At 70.8% G+C, this 22,480-nt stretch carries 19 protein-coding genes, 1 tRNA gene and 2 pseudogenes; 6 read left to right on the top strand and 16 right to left on the bottom strand.

Translation table 11 applies throughout. The features are described 5' to 3' along the window. Positions 1-370 precede the first annotated feature (370 nt). Positions 371-1,345 (bottom strand): zinc-binding dehydrogenase, encoded by a 975-nt coding sequence (locus ABT186_RS25230; protein ID WP_351926945.1) that lies wholly within the window; start codon positions 1,343-1,345, stop codon positions 371-373. Positions 1,346-1,470: 125 nt separating this feature from the next. Between ABT186_RS25230 and ABT186_RS25225 the strand changes: the two genes are divergently transcribed. Further along, complete coding sequence (locus ABT186_RS25225; RefSeq protein ID WP_351226434.1) at positions 1,471-2,145, top strand: pentapeptide repeat-containing protein; 675 nt, start codon at positions 1,471-1,473, stop codon at positions 2,143-2,145. 101 nt (positions 2,146-2,246) lie between these two features. Here ABT186_RS25225 and ABT186_RS25220 read toward each other — a convergent pair whose 3' ends face one another. From ABT186_RS25220 to ABT186_RS25200, 5 genes are all read right to left on the bottom strand, one after another. Then, positions 2,247-4,385 (bottom strand): SAM-dependent methyltransferase, encoded by a 2,139-nt coding sequence (locus ABT186_RS25220; RefSeq protein ID WP_351926943.1) that lies wholly within the window; start codon positions 4,383-4,385, stop codon positions 2,247-2,249. 178 nt (positions 4,386-4,563) lie between these two features. Beyond that, a complete protein-coding gene (locus tag ABT186_RS25215; RefSeq protein ID WP_351226431.1) occupies positions 4,564-5,040 on the bottom strand; it encodes a GNAT family N-acetyltransferase in 477 nt (158 codons plus the stop codon). A gap of 68 nt (positions 5,041-5,108) precedes the next feature. Then, positions 5,109-7,745 (bottom strand): beta propeller repeat protein, encoded by a 2,637-nt coding sequence (locus tag ABT186_RS25210; RefSeq protein ID WP_351926941.1) that lies wholly within the window; start codon positions 7,743-7,745, stop codon positions 5,109-5,111. Between the two features lie 113 nt (positions 7,746-7,858). Beyond that, complete coding sequence (locus ABT186_RS25205) at positions 7,859-9,265, bottom strand: NAD(P)/FAD-dependent oxidoreductase (protein WP_351226429.1); 1,407 nt, start codon at positions 9,263-9,265, stop codon at positions 7,859-7,861. Positions 9,266-9,275: 10 nt separating this feature from the next. Beyond that, complete coding sequence (locus ABT186_RS25200) at positions 9,276-9,929, bottom strand: rhomboid-like protein (RefSeq protein ID WP_351926977.1); 654 nt, start codon at positions 9,927-9,929, stop codon at positions 9,276-9,278. A gap of 171 nt (positions 9,930-10,100) precedes the next feature. On the opposite strand from ABT186_RS25200, the gene ABT186_RS25195 reads away from it, so the two are divergent. Together ABT186_RS25195 and ABT186_RS25190 are read left to right on the top strand one after the other, a co-directional pair. Then, the gene (locus tag ABT186_RS25195; protein WP_351926939.1) at positions 10,101-11,162 is read left to right on the top strand and encodes a right-handed parallel beta-helix repeat-containing protein; all 1,062 of its coding nucleotides are present in this window, start codon (positions 10,101-10,103) and stop codon (positions 11,160-11,162) included. 41 nt (positions 11,163-11,203) lie between these two features. Next, complete coding sequence (locus tag ABT186_RS25190) at positions 11,204-12,232, top strand: methyltransferase (protein WP_351226425.1); 1,029 nt, start codon at positions 11,204-11,206, stop codon at positions 12,230-12,232. Between the two features lie 98 nt (positions 12,233-12,330). Here ABT186_RS25190 and ABT186_RS25185 read toward each other — a convergent pair whose 3' ends face one another. The 7 genes from ABT186_RS25185 to ABT186_RS25155 form a co-directional block, all read right to left on the bottom strand. Then, positions 12,331-12,663, bottom strand: coding sequence for a TcmI family type II polyketide cyclase (locus ABT186_RS25185; protein ID WP_351223511.1), 333 nt, complete (start codon positions 12,661-12,663; stop codon positions 12,331-12,333). A gap of 20 nt (positions 12,664-12,683) precedes the next feature. Beyond that, positions 12,684-13,163, bottom strand: coding sequence for an SRPBCC family protein (locus ABT186_RS25180; RefSeq protein WP_351223513.1), 480 nt, complete (start codon positions 13,161-13,163; stop codon positions 12,684-12,686). Between the two features lies 1 nt (position 13,164). Next, complete coding sequence (locus ABT186_RS25175; RefSeq protein ID WP_351223515.1) at positions 13,165-13,422, bottom strand: acyl carrier protein; 258 nt, start codon at positions 13,420-13,422, stop codon at positions 13,165-13,167. Between the two features lie 102 nt (positions 13,423-13,524). After that, positions 13,525-14,769: a ketosynthase chain-length factor gene (locus ABT186_RS25170; RefSeq protein WP_351223517.1), complete on the bottom strand. Its 1,245-nt coding sequence runs from the start codon at positions 14,767-14,769 to the stop codon at positions 13,525-13,527. Beyond that, positions 14,766-16,034, bottom strand: a complete 1,269-nt coding sequence (locus ABT186_RS25165) for a beta-ketoacyl-[acyl-carrier-protein] synthase family protein (RefSeq protein WP_351223519.1) — start codon at positions 16,032-16,034, stop codon at positions 14,766-14,768. Before ABT186_RS25165 ends, ABT186_RS25170 begins: the two co-directional genes overlap by 4 nt. Continuing rightward, positions 16,031-16,492: a cupin domain-containing protein gene (locus ABT186_RS25160; RefSeq protein ID WP_351223521.1), complete on the bottom strand. Its 462-nt coding sequence runs from the start codon at positions 16,490-16,492 to the stop codon at positions 16,031-16,033. Before ABT186_RS25160 ends, ABT186_RS25165 begins: the two co-directional genes overlap by 4 nt. Positions 16,493-16,553: 61 nt before the next feature. After that, a complete protein-coding gene (locus tag ABT186_RS25155) occupies positions 16,554-17,717 on the bottom strand; it encodes a SchA/CurD-like domain-containing protein (RefSeq protein WP_351223523.1) in 1,164 nt (387 codons plus the stop codon). Between the two features lie 199 nt (positions 17,718-17,916). Between ABT186_RS25155 and ABT186_RS25150 the strand changes: the two genes are divergently transcribed. Continuing rightward, positions 17,917-19,581, top strand: coding sequence for an FAD-dependent oxidoreductase (locus ABT186_RS25150; RefSeq protein ID WP_351926937.1), 1,665 nt, complete (start codon positions 17,917-17,919; stop codon positions 19,579-19,581). 101 nt (positions 19,582-19,682) lie between these two features. On the opposite strand, the pseudogene ABT186_RS25145 reads toward ABT186_RS25150, so the two are convergent. The 3 genes and pseudogenes from ABT186_RS25145 to ABT186_RS25135 all read right to left on the bottom strand — a co-directional run. Further along, a pseudogene (locus ABT186_RS25145) lies at positions 19,683-19,910 on the bottom strand (enolase C-terminal domain-like protein); the annotation flags it as partial. Position 19,911: 1 nt separating this feature from the next. After that, positions 19,912-20,181: pseudogene (locus ABT186_RS25140) on the bottom strand (hypothetical protein); the annotation flags it as partial. A gap of 122 nt (positions 20,182-20,303) precedes the next feature. Beyond that, positions 20,304-20,377 (bottom strand) — tRNA-Thr (locus ABT186_RS25135). Positions 20,378-20,605: 228 nt separating this feature from the next. Here ABT186_RS25135 and ABT186_RS25130 point away from each other — a divergent pair. Then, positions 20,606-21,742 carry an ABC transporter ATP-binding protein gene (locus ABT186_RS25130; protein WP_351223527.1) on the top strand — a complete coding sequence of 379 codons (1,137 nt, stop codon included), beginning with the start codon at positions 20,606-20,608 and terminating at the stop codon, positions 21,740-21,742. Positions 21,743-21,964: 222 nt separating this feature from the next. Then, positions 21,965-22,420 (top strand): hypothetical protein, encoded by a 456-nt coding sequence (locus ABT186_RS25125; RefSeq protein ID WP_351926935.1) that lies wholly within the window; start codon positions 21,965-21,967, stop codon positions 22,418-22,420. Positions 22,421-22,480: the final 60 nt, after the last annotated feature.

The following is a 22,480-nucleotide window of genomic DNA, read 5'->3' as shown; positions in this document are numbered from 1 at the left end:
CGGGGTCGCCGGGGTCTCCGGGCTGTCCGGCCTCTCCGGGCTCTCCGGCTTCTCCGGCCTCTCCCGGCTCGCCGGGCTCGCGGCCTCTCCGGGATCGCCGGGCTCTCCGGGCTCTCCGGCTTCTCCGGGCTCTCCGGCTTCTCCGGCCTCTCCGGGCTCTCCGGCTTCTCCGGCCTCTCCGGGCTCTCCGGCTTCTCCGGGCTCTCCGGCTTCTCCGGCCTCTCCGGGCTCGCGGCCTCTCCGGGATCGCCGGGCTCTCCAAGCTCTCCGGGGTCTCCGGGGTCTCCAGGCTCTCCGGGGTCTCCGGCTCTCCGGGATCGCCGGGATCGCCGGGCCCTCCGAGATGCCGTAGACCGCGCGGTCCTGGCACTCATGGTTCCAGCACCACCTTTCCGACCGTGCCCCGCGTCTCCAGGGCCCGATGGGCCTCCGTCGCCCGGGCGAGCGCGAAGCGCTGGACCGTCGGGGTGAGTCGGCCGGTCGCGGCCTCGGTGAGGGCGCGCAGCTCCAGGGTGCGCAGGGGGTCGGGGCCGCCCGCCTTTCTCAGCATCGCCGAGCCGAGCACCTGCTCGGAGACGCCCTCGACGAGATACGGCCGCCCGTCCCTGCCCCGCTCGGCGGACCACCCGAAAACGAGGTGCCGGCCGCCGGGCGCAAGCATCCCCACGGCGGTGCGCGCCACTTCGCCGCCCACGCCGTCGAAGACGACGGTCACCCGGCCCCGGTACCCGTCGAGGCGCGCCGCCCACTCCGGATCCGTGTAGTCGACGGCGAGGTCGGCGCCGTTCTCCCGCACCCGCGTGACCTTCTCCGCCCCGCCCGCGAGGCCGATCACCGTGGCGCCCGCATGCCGGGCGTACTGCACGAGGAGGGTGCCGATGCCGCCCGCGGCCGCGGGGATCAGGGCCACGGAGCCGGGGCCCAGGTCGACGAACTGCAGGATCCCCATCGCCGTACGGCCCGTACCGATCATGGCCACGGCCTGCGCCGCATCCAGATCGCCGGGGATCTCATGAAGGCGGTCGACATCCGTGACGGCGAGTTCGGCGTAACCGCCGGGCACGAAACCGAGGTGGGCGACAACCCGTGTGCCGAGCAGGCGGCCGTCGACGCCCTGGCCGAGGGACTCGAAGGTGCCGGCCACCTCGCGGCCGGGGATCGTGGGCAGCGGCGTCGGGCCGGGCGCCGGGCCCGTCGCGCCCTCCCTGAGCATCGCGTCCAAGAGGTGCACGCCGGCCGCGGCGACGGCGATGCGCACCTGGCCGGGACCCGGCTCCGGATCATCGACCTTCTCGTACGTGAGGTTCTCGGCCGGCCCGAAGGCGTGCAACCGGATCGCGTGCATGGGCGGGCTCCTCGTGTCTGCCGTCGGAAGGCCCACTCTTCGACCTCAAGCATGCTTGAGGTCAAGGGTGCGCCCAGAACGCGCGGGTCGGGGAGATTGTCAGTGGTGGGGTGCAGCATGGGGGCATGGTGCGCAGGACTCAGGTGGTGAAGGCGGCACGGCGGCCGGAGGTACGGCTCCCGGAGCTGGTGGCTTTTACGGACGGCGAGTTGGTGCCGGACGGGGACTACGACGGGCTGGAGTTCCGTGACGTGGACTTCGTCGGCCAGGACGGCGGAGGCGCCCGGTTCATGGACTGTGCGCTGACGGGCTGCGCGCTGGACGAGACCCACCTGCATCACGCCCGCGTGCTGGACTCCGTCCTCACGGGCATACGCGGCGTGGGCACGGACCTCGCCGAGGCGAGCCTGCGCGACGTGGAGCTGGTGGACGCCCGGCTCGGCGGGGTGCAGCTGCACGGCGCGGTGCTGGAGAGGGTGCTGGTGCGCGGCGGCAAGATCGACTACCTGAACCTGCGCAAGGCGCGGCTCAAGGACGTCGTCTTCGAGGGCTGTGTCCTGGTCGAGCCGGACTTCGGGGGCGCCCGGCTGGAGCGGGTCGAGTTCGTGGACTGTGTCCTGAAGGCCGCGGACCTCACGGCGGCGACCCTGGTGGACGTGGATCTGCGCCGCGCGGCGGAGCTGGACATCACCCGCGGCGTGGACCGTCTGTCCGGCACGGTGATCAGCCACTCCCAACTCCTGGACCTGGCACCGCTGCTGGCGGCGGAGATGGGGCTGCGGGTGGCGGAGGCCGACTGACAACGCGGATGGACTGGCGGTGCGGATGGACCGACAGCGCCGATGTTCGTGGTGCCGCCCCGGTCCGGCGGGCGAACCGGGGCGGGCGGCGCCGCGCCGCTCTACCGTGTACGGACGCCGCTGATCAGACCGATACGCCCCGTGCCCGGGATACCGGGGTCGAACGCGGGCGGCACAGGCCGGCCGCACTCCTTGGCGACGTCGGCCACCTCGTGACTGACGGCGGACCAGCCGTGCCCGGCCAGCCGGACGATGGGATCCGCCGTGCTCTCGTTGCGCCAGAGCGAGGCGAGCATGTGCATGGTGTCGTCCTCGGCGGTGTGGGCCAGGACGGCCTCCCCCTGTTCCGACCGGAACATCGCCAGGCTGCCGTACTCGACGGCGAGGCGGCTCGACGGCGCGCTGAGCTCGCCGATGCGGGCGAGCATGTCGTCGCCCTCCTGCTCGGTCAGGTAGACCATGATGCCCTCCAGCAGCCAGGCGGTCGGCAGGCCCGGATCGAAGCCGTGCGCTCGCAGTGCGCCCGGCCAGTCGTCGAGCAGGTCGCCGAGGACCGCAACCCGTTCGCAGCCGGGCGTCGGCACCCGACCCGTGATGATCTTGTCCTTGAAGGAGAAGACATCGGGCCGGTCGAGTTCGAACAGCCGCACAGGCGCGGGCCAGTCCAGACGGAAGGCCCTGGCGTCCAGCCCCGCCGCGAGCACGACCACCTGACGGCAGCCCGACTCGACCGCCTCCAGCAGACAGGTGTCGAAGTACCGGGTGCGGAGGGCGAAGTAGTCGCCCATGGCCAGCCGCAGCAGCTCCCCCCGGGAGCTCGACCACGCCGCCAGTTCCGCACCCGCGGCCGCGGCCACCTGGATGGCGATCTGGTCGTCGAACAGCCGGTCGGGACGGGTGCTCTCCAGAGCGCGCGCCGCGGCAACCGTCAGCGCGGTGGACCCCACGGCCGTCAGCGCCCCGCCCGCGGCGGTGCCGGCGCCGCTCCCTTCCGGCGTCCGCAGCCGGGTCGTCCGGAACTCCTCGCGGTCGAAGGGCACACCGCGGCGCCAGATCCGCCGGATGGCGCGGGTGGCGGTGATGTCCACGGTGGGGTCACCCTCGACGAGCAGCAGATCGGCCCGGAGCCCCGGGGCGATCCGGCCGCGGTCGTCGAGCCCGAAGTACCGCGCGGGCGTCGAGGTCGCGGCCTTGAGGGCCTCCACGGGGGTGAGTCCCGCCGCCACCAGCAGTTCGAGTTCACGGTGCAGCGCCGCACCGTGGACCACCGGACAGGCCCGCCCTGGGGCGTTGTTGGCGTCCGTGCCCGCCACCAGCGGCACTCCGGCCTCGTGCAGCCGACGCGCGCCGGCGAGCGCATGGGCGAAGTCCAGACCGGGGGACGGGACGGTCACGGCCAGCCCCACCGCTCCTTCCCTGATCGCGGCGACGGCGTCGGCGGGCAGGTACGCGGCGATGCGGTCATCGGCGGCCAGTTGGCGCCCCTCGGGTGCGCCGCAGGCCATCTCCATCATCGCCAGGGTGGGGATGAAGAACCGGCCGTCCGCCGCGGCCCGGGCCACCAGCTCATCGGGTATCGGCGCCTCCAGCGGGAGGTGCGTGAGCGCGTCCACCCCCGCCGCCAGCGCATCGCGCACCGTCTCGTTGTCCGCCACATGCGCGACGGTCAGCAGGCCGGCCGACCGGGCGGCCCCGGTCACCGCCGTCGCGGTGGCCCGGTCGAGCGTCGGCAGTTCGGCGCCGTGGTGCTTTCCGTCGTCGAACATCAACTTGATGTAGTGCGCGCCTTCCTTCTCGCGCGCCGCGACGTACTCGGCGGCGTCCTGCGGTGCGGCCAGCGACGGGAGGTAGGGCATCGACGCCGCCGGGTGGCCGCCGGCCGGACAGACCACGGTTCCGGAGCTGCGCAGGTCGGCGAGGTCGTCGGTCCGCGCCGCCACGTCACAGAGCCAGGCGGTCAGCTCGGCCGGGAAGCTGAACATGTCGAGCTCGGTGGTGACCCCGAACGCCAGGGCCAGCCGGAGGTTGTCCAGAGTGCCGGTGACATGCGTGTGCCCGTCGATCAGCCCGGGGAGCAGGGTGTGGCCGGTGCCGTCGATCACCTCCGCAAACCCATCGGCGTCGGCGGCCGGATCCGCCGTGGGTGCAACCGCGGCCACCACGCTGTCCTCGATGATCACCGAGACGCCGTGCAGCACGCGTTCACCGTCGAAGACGCGTGCGTTGTCGATGCGGATCATGAATGGGCCCTCCCTCGGTAACCATCGCCTGAGTGATCAGGCCGAGGCAGAGGCCGACGCTAGGGCACAGCCCGTGCAGCGTCTGCGGGTCGGGCCGAGGTCTGAAAGAACTACCAGCAGTCGAGCCGGGACGGACGGCGTACGGCGGGCGGCCGTCCGCAACCCGGCCCCAGAGTCCCTAGGCTCCCCCGCCCAGCTCCGCCAGCGCCCCGTCCGTCAGCCGGTACACCGTCCACTCGTCCTGCGGGCGGGCGCCCAGCGCTTCGTAGAAGTCGATCGCCGGGCGGTTCCAGTTCAGCACCGACCACTCCAGGCGCTCGTAGCCGCGTGCGACGCAGATGCGGGCCAGTTCGGTCAGGAGCGCCTTGCCGTGGCCTCCGCCGCGGGCCCCCGGGCGGACGTAGAGGTCCTCCAGGTAGATACCGTGCACACCGCGCCAGGTGGAGAAGTTCAGGAACCACAGCGCGAAGCCGACGACCTCGCCCCCGTCCCCCTCCGCGACGTGCGCGAACGCCGCCGGGCGGTCACCGAACAGCGCCTCGCTCAGCTGCTCCTGCGTCGCCCGGGCCTCGTCGGGCGCCTTCTCGTACTCGGCCAGCTCACGGATCAGGGCGTGTATGACGGGGACGTCGGCGGGGGTCGCGGTGCGGATCATGCGCGCAGTGAAACACAGATGGGGCGGGGCCCGGCAAGACCCCGCCCCACCCCGCCGTCATGCCACGCTCAGCACAGGCTGCGTACGTCGATCGCCCAGATCCCGCGCCCGTGCGTCGCCGCGTACAGCCGGCCGTCGGGGCCGGTGCGCAGCTGGAGGACCGCCGTGGTCGGCAGGTTCTCCCCCGCCACCTTCCAGGTCGACGACCCCGCCGGGCGGACCAGGACCCCGAGGTCCGTGCCGAGCGCCACGGTCCCGTTCTTCAGCAGGACCACCGAGTTGGCGGGCACGTCCGGCAGGTTCCCGGAGACGTCCTTCCAGGTCGCTCCGCCGTCCCGGGTCTCAAACAGATGCCCGACGCCCGCGCCCGGGCCCTCCGTCCACTTCCGCGAGAAGCCGTTGACGGCGAGGAGCACATGGTTGGAGTCGGCCGGGTCGATCGCCAGGCCGGAGAGGTACCGGTTGGGGACCGTACCGTCGGCCGGCAGGTTCAGCTGGTGCCAGCCGGTGCCGTCCGCGTTGCCGACCGCGATGCCCCGGGTGAAGCCCTGGTTGTTGCAGGGGCCGCACCAGGCCGCGTACACCTTGCCCCCGGAGGAGGCGACCGCGGTCGCGGTGTGGCCCGCGCCGAGGTCGTACGCCCCGGACCACTCGCTGCCGCTGCGGATCGCCCACCCCTTGGTGTTGATCCACACGTGCCGGCCGCCCGCGACCCAGGTGTTCGCGTCCTTGATGTCGGCGTTCAGCGGAGCGATGAACCGCGCCTCGTTGGTCGCGTTGTCGGGCGGAGCCACGGAGTAGGTGGTCGCCTTCGACGGGTCGGTGGTCCAGCTGCCGTCGTTCACCGCACAGTTCTGCGTGACCGACACGGCCAGGTACACATACTCGGCGGCGATGTTGCAGCCGTTCGCCGGGTCGACGATCGTGTCGCCGCCGTCACCGCCGAAGTTGGAGCCCATCACACGGTCGCCGGGACGCAGGATCGACTGCCCGTTGTCCTGCAGACCGCCGCTGACCGAGAGCCCGCGGGACGCCTGGTCGATGCCCACACCGACCGAGTAGTACTGGAGCGCGTCCATCGTGCCGTCGTTCAGGGACGTCCAGTCGGTGGCGTGGCCGGAGGCGTCGGCACTGCCGTTCAGCGGGCGGCGGAAGGCACCGCCGTCGTCACCGACGACGACGTACGGCTGCCCGCCATTGCTTCCGATCGCCACCGAGTGCTGGTCGGCGTGGACGGTCTGGTTGCAATCGCCGGTCTGCTTGGTGGGGTCGATGGACCAGCAAGGGAAGCCGAAGTTCCAGTACGGGCCGGGGACCGTCCAGTTCTTGCCGCCGTCCTTGGTCTCGAAGACCTCCTCGAGACCCGCGTACACATGGTCCGGATTCTTCGGGTCGACCGTGAGGAACTGGTCGTACCAGGACTGGATGCCCGGCTGGTATCCCGAACCGGTGAGCGCGGAGCCGGAGTCGCGCAGCTGCTTGTAGTCGGCGATCTTCGTCCACGGTCCGGTCGGCGAGCCGGACTTGGAGACGAAGATGCCGTCGAGGCCGCTGTCCGGGTTCGACGCCGTCTGCGCCGGCGACTGGTCGATCGCGTAGTAGCGAGAGCCGTCCGCACTGCGGGCGAAGGTGACGTTGCCGACGTCGTCGCTCTTGGTCGGCAGCTCACCGAGGCCGTTGAGGCGCTCCCAGCCGTTCTTGCCCTCGGCGTAGAAGCCGTTGTAGGTGTCGCCGCCGCGCCAGCCCGCCGCGAGCACGACCTTGCTCGGGTCCTTGGGGTCGATCGCGATGTCGCTGGTGATGTTCTTGTACGCGGCCGACGGGTCACTCGCCTTCGAACCGCCCGGCAGATAGTCGGGGTTGGGCGCGAACTCCAGCTTCCAGGCGCCCGTCAGCGTCCTGGTGCTGTGGCTCCACACGCCCCGCGTGGTCGCCGCCCACACCTTGTCGCCGCCGAACCGCAGCGCGTTGATCGAGGTCGACTCCAGCTCGTCGCCGCCGACCCGGTCGCGCTTGCTGAAGCTGCCGTACCGGGGGTTGTCGAGGACGTAGACGCCCGTGCCGAGGAAGGAGGTCGCGCTGGTGTTGGCCTCGCCGGTGGCGTACCAGAGGCGGCCCCTGCCGTCGAGCTGGAGGTCGCCCGTGGACAGGGCGGGCAGCCGGTCGGAGATGTTCGTCCAGTGGCCGCCGCCGGTGCTCGACCGGAAGACGCCGCCGTTGGCCGAACCGGCGTACACATAGCCGTGGTTGTCGGCGGCGAGTCCGGTCACCCGGCCCGTCACCTTCCCGGCGCCGCCGCTGGAGTTGGAGTTGACGTCCCGGTAGCGGGGGTCGTCGGAGTCGTAGGGCAGCTTGGTCAGCTCGCTCCAGCTGCCCGTCGTGTGCGGCAGAGTGCTCAGTGCGTCGTACGCCGCACCGTACGCGCCGGGCGCCACGATGCCCGGCGAGGTCCGTGCCTCGGCGTACTGGTCCGCCTGCTCGGCGATCTCCTCCCCTTCGTTGTCGCCCCCGTCCTTCCCCGTCTCCGCGAAAGCCGACAGGCCCTTCTGCTGATGCAGAAGGGCCTGTTCACGGAGTTCGCGTACTCCGAAAGGCTTGCTGCTGCCGCCGGACGCCGCCTGGGCCTGCGTAACCGTCAGGCCCAGCGCGGCGGTGGTGGCGAGCACCGCCCATATCCGTCTTCTCTGCCAGCCGTTGGCTGCCATGACCTGCCCTCCCCTAAGAGCTGTGGCGCACATGACACGAAGCTGGCACCAAGCTTTGAGGGGAGAACAGTTACGGGAGATACCTCAGACGGTAATCACACAGCAAAGTTTCGTCAGTGACGTCCGGCAACTCGGTCGGCAATCTGCGCCAAGCGGGACGACTGGGCACTGGGGTGAAGGCGTTCCCGCTTGTCCGCCGAGCGATAGGTGGCGTACATGCTCTGGACGCCGAGCCAGCGGAAGGGCTCCGGCTCCCACTTGCGAACCTTGTGGCCGACCCAGGGCAGCTCGGTGAGGTCGGTCTTCCCCGCCTGCCCGGAGTCCAGCCGGACGAGGTCGCGCAGCGTGCGCGCGGCGAGATTCGTGGTGGCGACGCCCGAGCCGACGTAGCCACCCGCCCAGCCCAGGCCGGTCGCGCGGTCCAGGGTGACCGTCGCGCACCAGTCGCGGGGCACCCCGAGCACACCCGACCAGGCGTGCTCGATCCGCACCCCGGCGAGGGACGGGAAGAAACGGACGAGAATCTCGCGGAGCGCGTCGATCGTCGCCTCCTGGGTGCGGCCGTCGTTGTCCGTGCGCGAGCCGAAGCGGTAGGGGACCCCTCGGCCGCCGAGCGCGATCCGGCCGTCGGCGGTGCGCTGCGCGTACATGTACGCGTGCGCCATGTCGCCCAGCGTCTCGCGCCCCTCCCAGCCGATCGCCGCCCACTGCTCGTCGGTCAGGGGCTCGGTCGCGATCATCGAGGAGTTCATGGGCAGCCAGGTGCGCTTCTGGCCCTTCAGCGAGGCCGTGAACCCTTCCGTGCAGCGCAGGATGTACGGCGCGCGGACCGTGCCGTACGGCGTCACCGCGTGCTTCGGGCGGATCTCCGTGACCGGCGTGTTCTCGTGGATCGTCACGCCGAGCGCCTCGACCGCCGCCGCGAGGCCCTTGACCAGCTTCACCGGGTGCAGCCGCGCCCCGTGCGGGGTCCAGGTCGAGCCGACCGCGTCCGCGACCCGGATCCGCTCGGCGGTCTCCCGGGCCCCGTACAGCTCGCGGTCCTTCTCGCCGTACGACAGCTCATGCTCGTGGAAGGCCTTGAGCCGGGCCAGCTGCGCGGGCGTGTACGCCACCTCCAGGACGCCGCCGACGTGCACGTCCGCGTCGATGCCCTCCTCCTCGGTGACCCGGACCACCTCGGCGACCGTCTCGTTCATCGCCTTCTGCAGGCGTACGGCGGCCTCGTGGCCGTGCAGCTTCGCGTAGCGGTCGCGGCCCGCAATGCCGTTGTAGAGCCAGCCGCCGTTGCGCCCGGAGGCGCCGTAGCCGCAGAACTTCTGCTCCAGCACGGTGATCCGCAGGAAGGGCGCCGCCTTCTTCAAGTAGTACGCGGTCCACAGACCGGTGTAGCCGCCGCCGACGATCACGACGTCGGCGGACGCGTCCCCGTCGAGGGGCTCCCGCCGGGCGGGGAGGCCGTCGTCCGCGTACCAGAAGGAGACGCCGCCGTTGACGGCGCTGCTCACTGCGCTGCTCATGCGCCGGACGTTAACCCCTGAGGGCGGCCAGTGTCTCCTTCGGATTCCATGGTTTTCCGCAGCCCAGGGTCAGCGGATAGCAGGCCAGACCGATCAGCACGGCGATGAAATGCCCCAAATCAGTGAAGGTGGGGGAGGCGAAGAGCGGGAGGGTGTACAGCAGCAGGACGACCGCCAGATACGCGTAACACCAGGGCGCCGCGATCCGGTACGTGAGCACGCCGATCACCCCGGCCATCGCGTAACTGACCCCGATGTCCAGGGTGTTGACCGCGGAGTGCGGGGCGGCCCCGTCGCGGATCGCCTGGAGCAGCGCCCCCTCGCCGGCCAGCGTGGCCACCACGTGTGCGGCGACGCACGCGGCCAGCCAGCGCACGGTGCCCAGCCAGCGCTCCGCCTGCGCGTGGAAGACCGTGTAGAGCACGGCGTACGGCAGCCAGCGCCCGCTTTCCATCCACATCGCGCTGGTGATGAACACACGCACGGGGTTGGACGACAGCTCGTGGATGTTGGTGGACCGCTGCCGCAGGAAGCGCTCCTCGAAGTGGGGCGACATATGGTGCAGGGCGATGGTGGTGACGAACAGGACCAGCAGCCAGACGTACGTACCCGGGGCGCTGCGGACATAGTCCGCCGCGGCCCCGAGCCCACGCCTGATGCGCATGACCTGGTTCACACACGCAAGTATGGTCGGCAGGGTGATCGCGGTGCCCGGCGAGCCGACCGCTTCACAGGAGAAAATCAACCGGGCCCGCGGTTGACCCGCGCTCCTCAGACACGCCGCCGGATGGCCGATCCGGCTTTCAACGGGCCATCCAGTCATAGCGTACAGAATATGAAAAAAAGCCATATCGCCTGCCTCGCATGCAGCACAGCGCTCGCGGGATCGGCGCTCGGGTGCGCCCCCGCGACCGCTGCGGGCCCGATGACCCGCCTGGTGCGTCCGGGGGGCTCGATCCAGAAGGCCGTGGACGCCGCGAAGCCGGGAGACACCGTTCTCCTCTCCGCCGGCACCTACCGTGAGAGCATCCGGGTGACCACGTCCGGGCTGACCCTGCGCGGCATGGGCCCGAACACCGTGATCGAACCGGCCGCCGGGCCGGCCTCGAACGCCTGTGCAAAGGCCGGCAACGGGATCTGCGTGGAGGGCAAGGCCGGCCATCCGGTCGACGACACCACCGTCACTGCCCTGACCCTGTCCGGCTTCGCCAAGAACGGTCTGTGGTCGTCGTGGACCGACCGGCTGACCGTCCGTCAGGTGACCGCCGAGAAGAACAAGCAGTGGGGCATCGCGCAGGAACGGTCCACCCGTGGCGTGTTCCTGGACAACACCGCCCGGGACAACGGCGACGCCGGCCTCTTCCTCGCCAACATGGTCAGCACCGAGGGCGGGGCCATCGACACCCGGGGGGCGGTGATCGCCCGGAACCGTCTGCAGGGCAACCGGGTCGGCGTCACCGTCCGGCGCCTCAGGGACCTCACGGTCACCGGCAACGACATCACCGGAAACTGTGCGGCCGTGTTCGTCGTCGGTGACGAGAACTCCCCGCGGGGCGGGGCACTCACCGTGAGCGACAACACCATTCACAAGAACAACAAGTTCTGCCCGAAGACCGCCCGGCTGCCCTTCCTCCAGGGCTCCGGAATCGTCCTGACCGGCGCCGAGAGCACGCTGGTGACCCGGAACACGATCACGGACAACGCGGGCACCTCCCCGCTGTCGGGCGGGGTCGTGCTCTTCAAGAGCATGGTCGGCGTCCCGAACGAACGGAACCAGATCAGCGGCAACACGCTGCTGCACAACACCCCGGCGGACCTCGTCAACGCGGACCCCGGAAAGGGCAACACCTTCCTGGCCAACTCCTGCCGGGCCTCCAAGCCCGCGGGGCTGTGCTGACCGGCCGCATCCCCGACTGACCCAGAGAGGAAAGGCGGCGCATGACGACCGTAAGCCCCGCTCCACCGCCGTCCATGCGGCTGAGGGAGCTCGTATTCGGGGCGGCGTGTGCCGCCGCCCTCCGCGCGGCCGCCCGGCTGGGCGTCGCCGACGCGCTCGGGGACCGGCCCATGAGCGTGGAGGACCTCGCGTCCGCGGTGAAGACCGAGCCCCAGCCGCTGCGGCGGCTGCTGCGGGCTCTGTCCTGCTACGACGTCTTCACCGAGCAGGAGGACGGGACCTTCGCGCACACCGAGATGTCCCGCCTGCTGCGCGACGACGATCCGGACAGCCTGCGCCATATCTCCCTGTGGTGCACCGAGCCCTGGACCTGGGACGCCTGGCCGCGGCTCGACGAGGCCGTGCGCACCGGCCGGAACGTCATCCAGGACCTGTACGGCAAGGAGTTCTTCACCTACCTGCACGAGGACGCCCCGGAGTCGGCCGACGTCTTCAACCGCGCCATGACGACCTCCAGCGAGCAGTCGGCGCGGGACGTGGCGAAGTTCCTCGATCTGTCGGGCCGTTCGTCGGTCGCGGACATCGGGGGCGGTCAGGGCCATGTGGTGGCGAGCCTGCTGGAGAAGTACCCGTCGATGCGGGGCACCCTGCTCGATCTGCCCGGTGTGGTGGACAACGCCGACCCACGGCTGCGCGATTCGGGTGCGCTCGCGGACCGGATGACCATCGTGCCCGGCGACTGCCGCGTGGCCATCCCGGTCCGGGCCGATGTGTACATCATCAAGAACATCCTGGAGTGGGACGACGACAGCACCGCCCGAACGCTGCACAACGTCATCGACGCGGGCGGGCCCGGAGCCAGGGTCGTGGTCATCGAGAACCTCGTCGACGACACCCCCTCGATGCGGTTCAGCACCGCCATGGACCTGCTGCTGCTCCTCAACGTCGGCGGGGCGAAACACACCACCGCCAGCATGGTCAACCGGCTGGCCGGCGCGGGCCTGGTCATCGACGAGATCCGCCCGGTCAACCCCTACCTGCACGCGTTCGACTGCACCGTCCCGGCATGAACCGCTGCTACCGGCCCGGCCTGACGAATCCCCCCGGACCACCGGTCGCCGGGTCCGCGTGCGACGCGGGCCCGGCGACCGGTGGCCGTGCGGACGGCTCAGGCTCTGACGTCACGCTCCCAGCGGTAGAAGCGGTGCGCCATCGCGTCCTTCGGGGAGCGCCAGGTCGCGGGGTCGTACGCGCTGACGTACGCCGCGAGCCGCTCGCTGATGTCCCTGAAGGCGGGGTGCTCGGCCACCTTGGCGATGGCGGGGCCGGGCTCCCGCTCGGCCTCGATGAGATGCAGGTACACATCACCGAACTGGAAAAGGCTGCGCCGGGTGACCCCGACGAGGTGCGGCAGTTCTCCCCGGTCGGATTCCTCGAACACCTTGGCGATGTCAGGGGCCGAGCCCGGGGCCATACGGGCGACGATCAGGGCTTGGTGCATCGGCCTGTCCTCCGTCCCGCTCAGTCCGACAGGGCCGGCGCGGGCCGGTGTTCGGTGGCTGCCTTCTCGATGCGGTCCCGGATGAGGGCCATCTGGACCTTGGAGTTGCGGTTGATGTTGTCGGTCATCCACGCGTCGTCGACCGGCGCGTCCGGCCTCATCTCGAAGTCCTGCGTCCACACCATCCGGGTGCCCTCGGACACCTCCTCGTACTGCCAGTGGATGTTCATGTACGCGAAGGGTCCGGGCTCCACGCGGTGGGCCTTGACGCTGAGGTTGTCGCGGTCCGTCTCCCGTTCCGAGACCCAGCTCCACACGGTGCCGTTCTGGTCGGGGTGCATGGTCAGCCGGAAGGTCGTCCGGTTCCCCTCGCGGGACAGGACGTCGACGGACGCGTACTCACTGAACAGCCTCGGCCAGTTCTCCAGATCGTTGGTCATGTCCCATACGAGGTCCACCGGCGCGGCGATGGTGATGGCGTTCTCGGTGTGTCCGGCCATGTCAGGCTCCTGCCATAAGGGTGGTGTTGACGAGATCGAGGAACTGCCGGGGGGTCTTGCAGCGCTCCGCGTCGACAGGCATCGGCATGCCGTGCCGGTTCTCCAGTTCGCCCACGATGCCGAGCAGACCGAGCGAGTCGATGCCGAGGGCGTCGAAGCCGGAGTCGCAGCGCTGCTCAAGGTCCCTGGGGGCGACGGTGACCCCGGCGGCCTTCTTCATCAGTTCGGCCAGTTCTTCCACGGTGATTCGGTCACTCATGCGGTTTCTCTCCTTTGTTCCGGGGCGGCCTCGCCACGAGGCGGGGGGTTTTCGGTCGTTCGCCTAGGGGGCGCCACAGCCGGTGCCGAGAGCTCGACCGGCTCACTCGGCAGCGCCGTTCCGCAGCACGAGCGCCGTGTTCGACCCCATGAGTCCCCGGCTCAGGACCAGCGCCGTGCGCACTTCTGCGGCACGGGCGCGGACGGTCACCAGGTCGAGGTCATGGCAGATGTCGAAGACGTTGGGGGTGGGCGGGATCAGGCCGTGCTCCATCGCGAGCACCGCCGCCACCGTGTCCAGCACGGGCGCCGCGCAGTAGCCGCGACCTATGCCTGTCTTGGGCGCCGTGACGGGCACGCGCCTGCCGTGCGCGCCCAGGGCGTCGGCGATCGCCAGCGCCTCGGCGCGGTCCGCCTCCGGTACGCCGAGGGCGTCGGCGAAGACGACATCGACCTCCTCCGGGGCGCAGCACGCCTCCTCGAGGGCGCCACGGATCGCATGGGCGAGTCCCTCCCGGGACAGTTCCCAGCAGGAGGCGCCGGTGAAGGTCGCCGCGTGTCCCGCGAGGGTGGCACGCACCCGCGCGCCCCGCTCCCGGGCCGCGCCGGCCTCCTCCACGACGAGCATGGCGCCGCCCTCGGCCGGTACGAACCCGCAGGCGCCGTCGGTGAACGGGCGGTAGGCCCGCGCCGGGTCGCCGGCGGTGCTGAGCTCTTCGTAGCCGAGCTGGCAGACCATCGAGTAGGGGGCCAGCGGCGCCTCGGTCGAGCCCGCCACTATGACGTCGGTGCCGCGTCCCACGGCCCGCGCGGCGTGCGCGAGGGCGTCCAGGCCGCCGGCCTCGTCGGCGGCGACCACCGAGCAGGGCCCCTTGAACCCGCGGCGGATCGAGATCTGCCCGGTGCTGGCCGCGTAGAACCAGGCGATGGACTGGTACGGGCCGACGAAGCGGCTGCCCTTCCCCCACAGCTGCTGCAGCTCCCGCTGCCCGAACTCGCCGCCGCCGGATCCGGCCGCGGTGACCACCCCCAGGGAGAACGGCGAGCGGCCGGCGTCGGCCTCGCCGATGCGGGCGTCCTCCAGCGCGCTGTCGGCCGCGGCCATCGCGAAGTGCGTGAACCGGTCGGTCTGCACGAGGTAGCGCTCCTCGACCGCGGCCGACGGCTCGAAGGCACGGACCTCACCGGCCACCCGCAGCGGCAGGTGCTCGCACCCCTCGCGGGTGACCCGGTCCAGGACGCTTATGCCTTCCCGGGTGGACTTCCAGAAGGTGTCGGTGCTCGTTCCGTTGGGCGCGACGACGCCGATTCCGGTGACGGCGGCGCGCCGGACGTGCGGTGCGGTCATGGTGTCCTCTCCCTCGGGCGGGTCAGGATCACCGCGGACTGGAAGCCGCCGAACCCACTGCCCACGGAGAGCACGCTGTTCAGTCTCCGGTCGCGGGCGACCCGTGGCACGTAGTCCAGGTCGCATTCGGGGTCGGGCGTCTCGTAGTTCGCGGTCGGCGGTACGACCTGATGAGCCAGGGCCAGCACACAGGCCACGACCTCGATCGCCCCGATCGCCCCGAGGGAGTGGCCCACCATGGACTTGATGGAGCTCATGGGCGTGTCGTAGGCGTGGTGGCCGAGGGCCCGTTTCACCGCGGCCGTCTCGTGCCGGTCGTTCTGCCGGGTACCGGAGCCATGCGCATTGACGTAGTCGATCGCCGAGCCGTCGAGGCGGGCGTGGTCGAGCGCCTCCTCGATCGCCCGGGCCATCTCCAGGCCCTCGCTGGTCAGGCCGGTCATGTGGTAGGCGTTGCCGAAGGTGGCATAGCCGCTGAGCTCGCAGTACACATGGGCACCGCGGGCCCGGGCGTGCTCCAGCTCCTCCAGGACGAGCACCGCCCCGCCCTCACCCATGACGAAGCCGTTGCGGTCGGCGTCGAAGGGACGGGAGGCGTGCGCGGGGTCGTCGTTGTTCGGGGACGTGGCCTTGATCGCATCGAAGCAGGCCATGGTGATCGGTGAGATCGGCGAGTCCGAGGCCCCGGCCACACAGATGTCGGCCCGGCCCTCCTCGACGGTGTGGAAGGCGTATCCGACCGCGTCGAGCCCCGAGGTGCAGCCCGTGGAGACTGTCTGCACCGGCCCGCGGGCCCCGAAGCGCTCCGCCACCATCGAGGCCAGCGTGCTGGGCGAGAAGGCGCGGTGCAGATGGGAACCCGCCTCGCGGTGGTCCACGTCCCAGCGCTGCCCACGGTGGCTGACCAGGACGTAGTCGTGCTCCAGCCGGGTGGTGCCGCCGACCGCGGTGCCCAGGGAGACCCCCACCCGCCAGGGGTTCTCCCGGGCGAGGTCGAGGCCGGCGTCCCGTACGGCTTCCTCGCCGGCGACGAGGGCGAACTGGATGTACCGGTCGGCACGTTCGATCTGCTCCGGATCCAGTCCGCAGGCCGCCGGGTCGAAGTCGCACTCGGCGGCGATCTGCGAGCGCAGGCCGGTCGGGTCGAAGAAGGTGATGCCCCGCGTCGCGGTACGGCCGTTGGCGAGCAGATCCCAGAACGCCGGTACGCCGATGCCGCCCGGTGCCACGACGCCTATGCCGGTGACCGCCACGCGCCGGGTCATGAAAGGACCTGACCTCGGTCGGCCGGCCGGGCACCGCCCGCCTCGGCTCCTTCCGCGGCGACCGCGACGGCGTCGGTCTCCTCCGTGTCCACATGGCCGAGCTGCGGGCGCGGGGCCAGCGGGCCGAGATGGAAGACGATACGGGCCTCCACGTCACCGACGTTGCGGAAACGGTGCCGCATATAGGCGGGGATCATGAGCCCCTGCTCGGGCCGCAGCGGATAGGAGTCGCCGTCGAGATCGACCTCCAGCTGCCCGCAGACGACGTACACGAACTCCTCGGAGTACGGGTGGTAGTGCTCGCCGATGCGGTCGCCGGGCTGCACGATGGCCACGCCCATGAAACCGCTGGTGGAGCCGACCGTGGCCGGGGTGAGCATGGCGCGCAGATCGCCTCCGCGCCTGCGGTTGGGGTCGATCTCGCTGAGATCCACGATTCTGGGACGGGGTTTGATCACGTCGTTTCCTCCGATGGTGTGCCGCGTCGGCACGGGCGGCCGCCGCGGCGGCGGGTGCCGCTCAGGCGTCGGGCGACGACCGGCGGTCGGTGATGAGTTCCATGCGGGCGAGCGTGAGGAAGTGCGCGAGGTCGTCGCTCTTCAGTGCGGAGCCGTCCGCACCGACGGCGGCGCCGTCGAGGAGGGTGGTCAGCTCGGCCGCCTGCTCCGGGTCGGGCAGACCGAGGGCCAGGACGGGGTCGGCGTCGAGACCGCCGCGTACGTCGATCAGACGCACCACGACGTCGTCGCGCTCGAAGATCGTGCTGCCGCAGACCGGGCTGCGCGGGTCGTCCGCCACCGCCTCGTCCTGCTCGGCGAGCAGCCGCGCCAGCCGCATCCCGCAGCCCTGGCGGGCCGGGTAGTACAGCGCGTGCCGGACCGCCTCCGGGCACTCCTGATCCGCCGTCACATGGTGGACGGCGGGGAGCGCCGCCAGCGTGAAGAAGACCCGGGCCGACTCGGGGTCGTTGAGGTCCCGCTGCCGCTCCAGATAGGGGTTGATGGCCTCCTCGACGGCCCGCACCTCGGGCTGGCGGGCCACGTGCCGCAGCGCCGCGAGCAGGTCGCCCTGCACCTCGATGGCCCGTACGACCCGGTTGCCGTGCATGAACAGCGAGGTGCGGCACAGCCGGGTGTTGGCGTCGACCCGCGCCTCGGGCGAGGCGTAGTTCGCGAGGATCTCCGCCACGGCCTGCTCGCTGCCCGGCTTGACCGTGAAGGTGAGGGCGTGACGGATCACTCCGTTGCCGATACGGGGAGAAACCTGGAGCCGGCGGTTCGCCGACACGGTGGAACCCGACGGCTCGCCGCCGGTCTCGCGCAGGATGTGGAAGCGCAGCGACCTGGTGTCCCGGACACAGCTGTGCAGCGGCTGCACCATCCGCACGTGCTCCTCGCTGTTCACCCAGGCGAGGAAGGGAGGAGCGCTCTCCCACTCGCTGGTGATGAGCCACTGGGAAGGGTTCTCGATCGACTGGCAGAGCTGGTCGCTGACGTGTCCGGGCACGGACGCGACCTGGTTGCACAGCTGCTCGTACGCTTCCAGGAACTGCTGCTGGGCTCCGTCGTAGACGTCCACCAGCAGGACGACACGGAGCCGCGAGCCGTCGAACACGGACTGGGAGACCCTTTTCGACATCTGTCGCGTCTGCGGTTCTGAAACATGTTCAGACGTTGTGGTCATCTGGCGCACATCTCCTTAGCGGGGGAGGTCAACGTCGGCAGCGGGTGACGCGACGTCAGCGTTCCTCGATCGTGTGCCGGTCCCAAGGAGTGCGCGACTCGTATGAACCACGCGGGTGATTGGCCACGCGGACCCGCTCCCAGAGGGCATGGAACTTCCAACGCGCCCCACACCCGCACCTCTGCCTCTGGAGACATCGATGCACGAAGAAGCCGACCACCGGGTTCCGGTCCTCATCGTCGGCGGCTCCCTGGTGGGCCTGTCCATGTCCCTGTTCCTGGGCCGTCACGGCGTACGGCACACCCTCGTCGAGCGACACGCGGGAACCTCCATCCACCCGCGCGGACGCGGCAACAACGTGCGGACGATGGAACTGTTCCGGGTGGCCGGCATCGAGCCGGGCATCAAGACGGCCGCCTCACTGCTGGCGGACAACCACGGCATCCTGCAGACCCCGACGCTCGTCGGCGACGCCGGCGAGTGGCTGTTCAAACACATCGATCCCGGGGGCGGGCTGGCGAAGTTCAGCCCCACCGCCTGGTGCCTGTGCAGCCAGAACGACCTCGAACCCGTACTGCTGGACGGTGCCCGGGAGCTCGGCGGCGACCTCAGGTACTCCCATGAGCTGGAGTCCTTCGAGCAGGACCCCGAAGGAGTGACCGCGGTCGTACGGGACCGGGCCACCGAGGCGCGGTACACCGTGCGCGCGGACTACCTCGTCGCGGCGGACGGCCCGCGCAGCCCCGCCCGCCGGCGGCTCGGCATCGGACAGACCGGGCCCGGCGACCTCTTCCACAACGTGAGCGTCACCTTCCGGTCCAAGCTGCTCGCCGACGTGGTCGGCGACCGGCGCTTCATCTGCTGCTACCTCACCGATCCCGAGGCCGACGGCGCCCTCCTGCCCGTCGACAACAAGGAGAACTGGGTCTTCCACGCCCCCTGGCACCCGGAACGGGGCGAGACCCTGGAGCACTTCACCGCCGAACGGTGCGAGCGGCACATCCGCCGGGCCACCGGTGTCCCGGACCTCGACGTGGAGATCACCGGCAAGGCGTCGTGGCACGCGGCGGAACGCGTCGCCGAGCGGTACGCCAAGGGCCGGGTGTTCCTCGCCGGGGACTCCGCCCACGAGATGTCCCCGACCGGGGCGTTCGGCTCCAACACCGGTATCCAGGACGCCCACAACCTGGCTTGGAAGCTCGCCGCCGTGCTGGGCGGCTGGGCCGGGCCCGCACTGCTGGAGACCTACGACACGGAGCGCCGGCCGGTGGCACTGGCGACCAGCGCCCGGGCCTCGGCGCGCTCCGTGGAACACAGCCACCCCGGCTTCTCCCCGGCCCCCGGTATGGGGGGAGGCGGCCGGCAGAGCGGCATCCTCAACATCGTCCTGGGCTACCGCTACCCCGACGGAGCGGTCGTGGGCACCGACCCGGCCGAACCGGTGGTGCCCGAGTCGGTGCGGCTGACCGGGCAGCCGGGCAGCCGAGGCCCTCATATGTGGCTGCGCCGCCCCGGCGAACGACCGGACCGGCTGTCGACCCTCGACCTGTACGAGCGCTCGATGGTGCTGCTCAGCGACGCACGGAGCACGGCGGGGTGGCACGACGCCGCCCGTCGCATCGCCGACCGCGACTCCGGACGGCTGGAGGCGTACCGGATCGGCACGGGTCCCGACGCCGAGCTGACGTACGACGCAGATCACGGTGCCGAGGCGGCCGACTGGGCGCAGGTCCATGGCACGACGGCCGACGGTGCGGTACTGGTACGGCCCGACGGGTTCGTGGCATGGCGCGCGGAGGGAGCCGTGGCGGACCCGGAGGCGACGCTGCGGGATGTCCTGACGACGGTGCTCCGCCGGGGCTGAACCCTCACACACAGGCGAGGCCACCCGCGCCGGCCGGTGCGGGTGGCCTCGCTGTCGGAGCCCGGAGCCCGGCACGGCGGGAAAACACTGCTTCCCCCCAGTCAGCCCACCCGGAAGGGTCCTGCACGCTCGGTGTCGAGGACCAGCCCGAGGCCGGGCGCTCCGTCACCGCCGGGGGTGATGCTGCCGCCGCGGGGGTCGAGGACGCCGTCGAAGAGGAGTCGTTCGACGCGGACGTGGTCGTGGAACCACTCCAGGTGCCGCAGACCGGGCACCGCGGCGGCGGCACGGGCGTGAGCGTGCGGGGCGCAGTGCCCGGAGACCTCGAGGGGTGCCCCCGCCCCGTGAGAGAACAGGGGCCCCGAAGAGGGCGCACACCTCCACGGCATGCGCCCCGGCTTCGACAGTGCGGGGCACGACGACGCCGAGCGGCACCTGCCGGTAGTTGGAGCCGTCCGTGGCGTAGGCACCCCGGCTCCCGGCGTCGAAGCGGACTTCGCCGTCGACCTCGGCGCGCAGGGTTGTGGCCAGACCGGCCACGTCCACAGCGGCCGTGCGTCGCGCAGGCGCGAAAGTCGTGGTCACCGGGTACCCCGTCATTGCAGAGGTAGCGGCCGTACGCAACAGCCATGGGTTACGCAAAACGGCCCCGGACCAGGAGTCCGAGGCCGAACAGAGCGTCTTCCCCGGGAGAAATCCCAGGTCGGAGCGGCTTAACCAAGAGCCCCCTGTCGGATTCGAACCGACGACCTTCGCTTTACAAGAGCGGCGCTCTGACCAGCTGAGCTAAGGAGGCGTGCGCATGCGCGCCCGTGCAGTGTACCCAGTCCGCGGCCCGGCCCTGTCGAAAATTTCCGCGAAGTTCACAGTCCCCCAGGTACTGACAGAGCAGGCAAACGCCAGGTACCGTCCTGACCCAGTTCACTCTTGTGGACTACACCACAACGGAACACTCCGTAGTGGCACACCACCTTTACAACGGATCGTCCGGCACGTTCCTGCCGGTGAAGGGGGCCCATTCGCCATGGCCACTGTCTCGTTCGACAAGGCGACCCGGATCTACCCGGGCACCGAGAAGCCCGCCGTAGACGCGCTCGACATCCACATCGAGGACGGGGAGTTCCTCGTTCTGGTCGGCCCGTCCGGCTGCGGCAAGTCCACCTCGCTCCGCATGCTGGCGGGGCTCGAGGACGTGAACGCCGGCGCCATCCGCATCGGTGACCGCGATGTCACGCACCTGCCGCCCAAGGACCGGGACATCGCCATGGTGTTCCAGAACTACGCGCTCTACCCGCACATGACGGTCGCCGACAACATGGGCTTCGCGCTCAAGATCGCCGGTGTGAACAAGGCGGAGATCCGGCAGAAGGTCGAGGAAGCCGCGAAGATCCTCGACCTCACCGACTACCTGGACCGCAAGCCGAAGGCGCTCTCCGGTGGTCAGCGCCAGCGTGTCGCCATGGGCCGCGCCATCGTGCGTGAGCCGCAGGTGTTCCTCATGGACGAGCCGCTGTCCAACCTCGACGCCAAGCTCCGCGTCTCCACCCGTACGCAGATCGCGTCGCTGCAGCGCCGTCTCGGCATCACCACCGTCTACGTCACCCACGACCAGGTCGAGGCCATGACGATGGGCGACCGCGTGGCGGTCCTCAAGGACGGTCTGCTCCAGCAGATCGACACCCCGCGCAACATGTACGACAAGCCCGCCAACCTCTTCGTGGCCGGCTTCATCGGCTCCCCGGCGATGAACCTCGTCGAGGTCCCGATCACCGACGGCGGTGTGAAGTTCGGCAACAGCGTCGTGCCGGTCAACCGTGACGCCCTCAAGGCCGCCGCCGACAAGGGCGACCGCACGGTCACCGTCGGTGTCCGCCCCGAGCACTTCGACGTGGTCGAGCTCAACGGCGGCGCCGCCGCGTCGCTGTCGAAGGACACCGAGGACGCCCCCGCCGGCCTCGCCGTCTCCGTGAACGTCGTCGAGGAGCTCGGCGCCGACGGCTACGTCTACGGCACCGCCGAGGTCGGCGGCGAGACCAAGGACCTGGTCGTCCGCGTCAACGGCCGCCAGGTGCCGGAGAAGGGCGCCCAGCTGCACGTCGTGCCGCGCCCGGGCGAGACCCACGTGTTCTCGACCTCGACGGGCGAGCGCCTCTCCGACTGAGACGGTTGCCGATCGGTCGCCTCGGCGGGTGAATTCACCCAGGTTGACGAGAAGGGCCCCGCAGCCTGCTGCGGGGCCCTTCTCGCTGTCGACAAATACCCCGGCGAAGGAGGCATTTCGATCGGCGTGCGTCAACCCCCTACCTCGAAATTCGGGGGTTTCCGTCCCTCGAACCGGTGACTAAATGTCGCCAAATCACTACCCCGCGCTACCCTCACTCGCGTGAAGCAATCCACTACTCCACGGACACGGCGCGGCCGCGGCCCCGCCCGCCGGGTCGGCCGCACCCTCGCCCTCGTTCTGCCCGTCGTCCTGGTGCTGTCCGGGACCCTTGCGGTCACCCGCGTCAACTGGTCGGGGAGCCCGTCGAGCTCGGTGCTCGCCGCCTCGGAGGCCATGGCGGCGGATGCCTCCACGCGCGCCTCCTCCCGCGCCCCGCAGGACGTGCTGCGCGACAGGCTCCTGTGGGAACTCCAGGAGAAGAACCCCGGCGTCGCGCTCACCGACCTCCAGCAGGCGGTCAACGGCCGCCCGTCGCTGGCGAAGCACTGCGTGGCCATCGCCCGCGCACTGGGCCGCGCCGCGGTCCGCATCTACGGCCCCTCGCGCGCCCAGTCCTACGCCCGCCCGGTCTGCGACACGTCCTTCGCCTCCGGCGTGGCGGCACAGCACGGCTGAGGCCGCGCCTTCCCGGGTCCGGGGGCCCGCCTTCCCGGGTCCGGGGGCCCGCCTTCCCGG

It is taken from the genome of Streptomyces sp. NPDC001634 (genome assembly GCF_040298185.1).
Classification (GTDB): Bacteria; Actinomycetota; Actinomycetes; order Streptomycetales; family Streptomycetaceae; genus Streptomyces.
The sequence above is the reverse complement of the archived record's forward strand: the minus strand, read 5'-3'. Positions and strand labels throughout refer to the sequence as shown.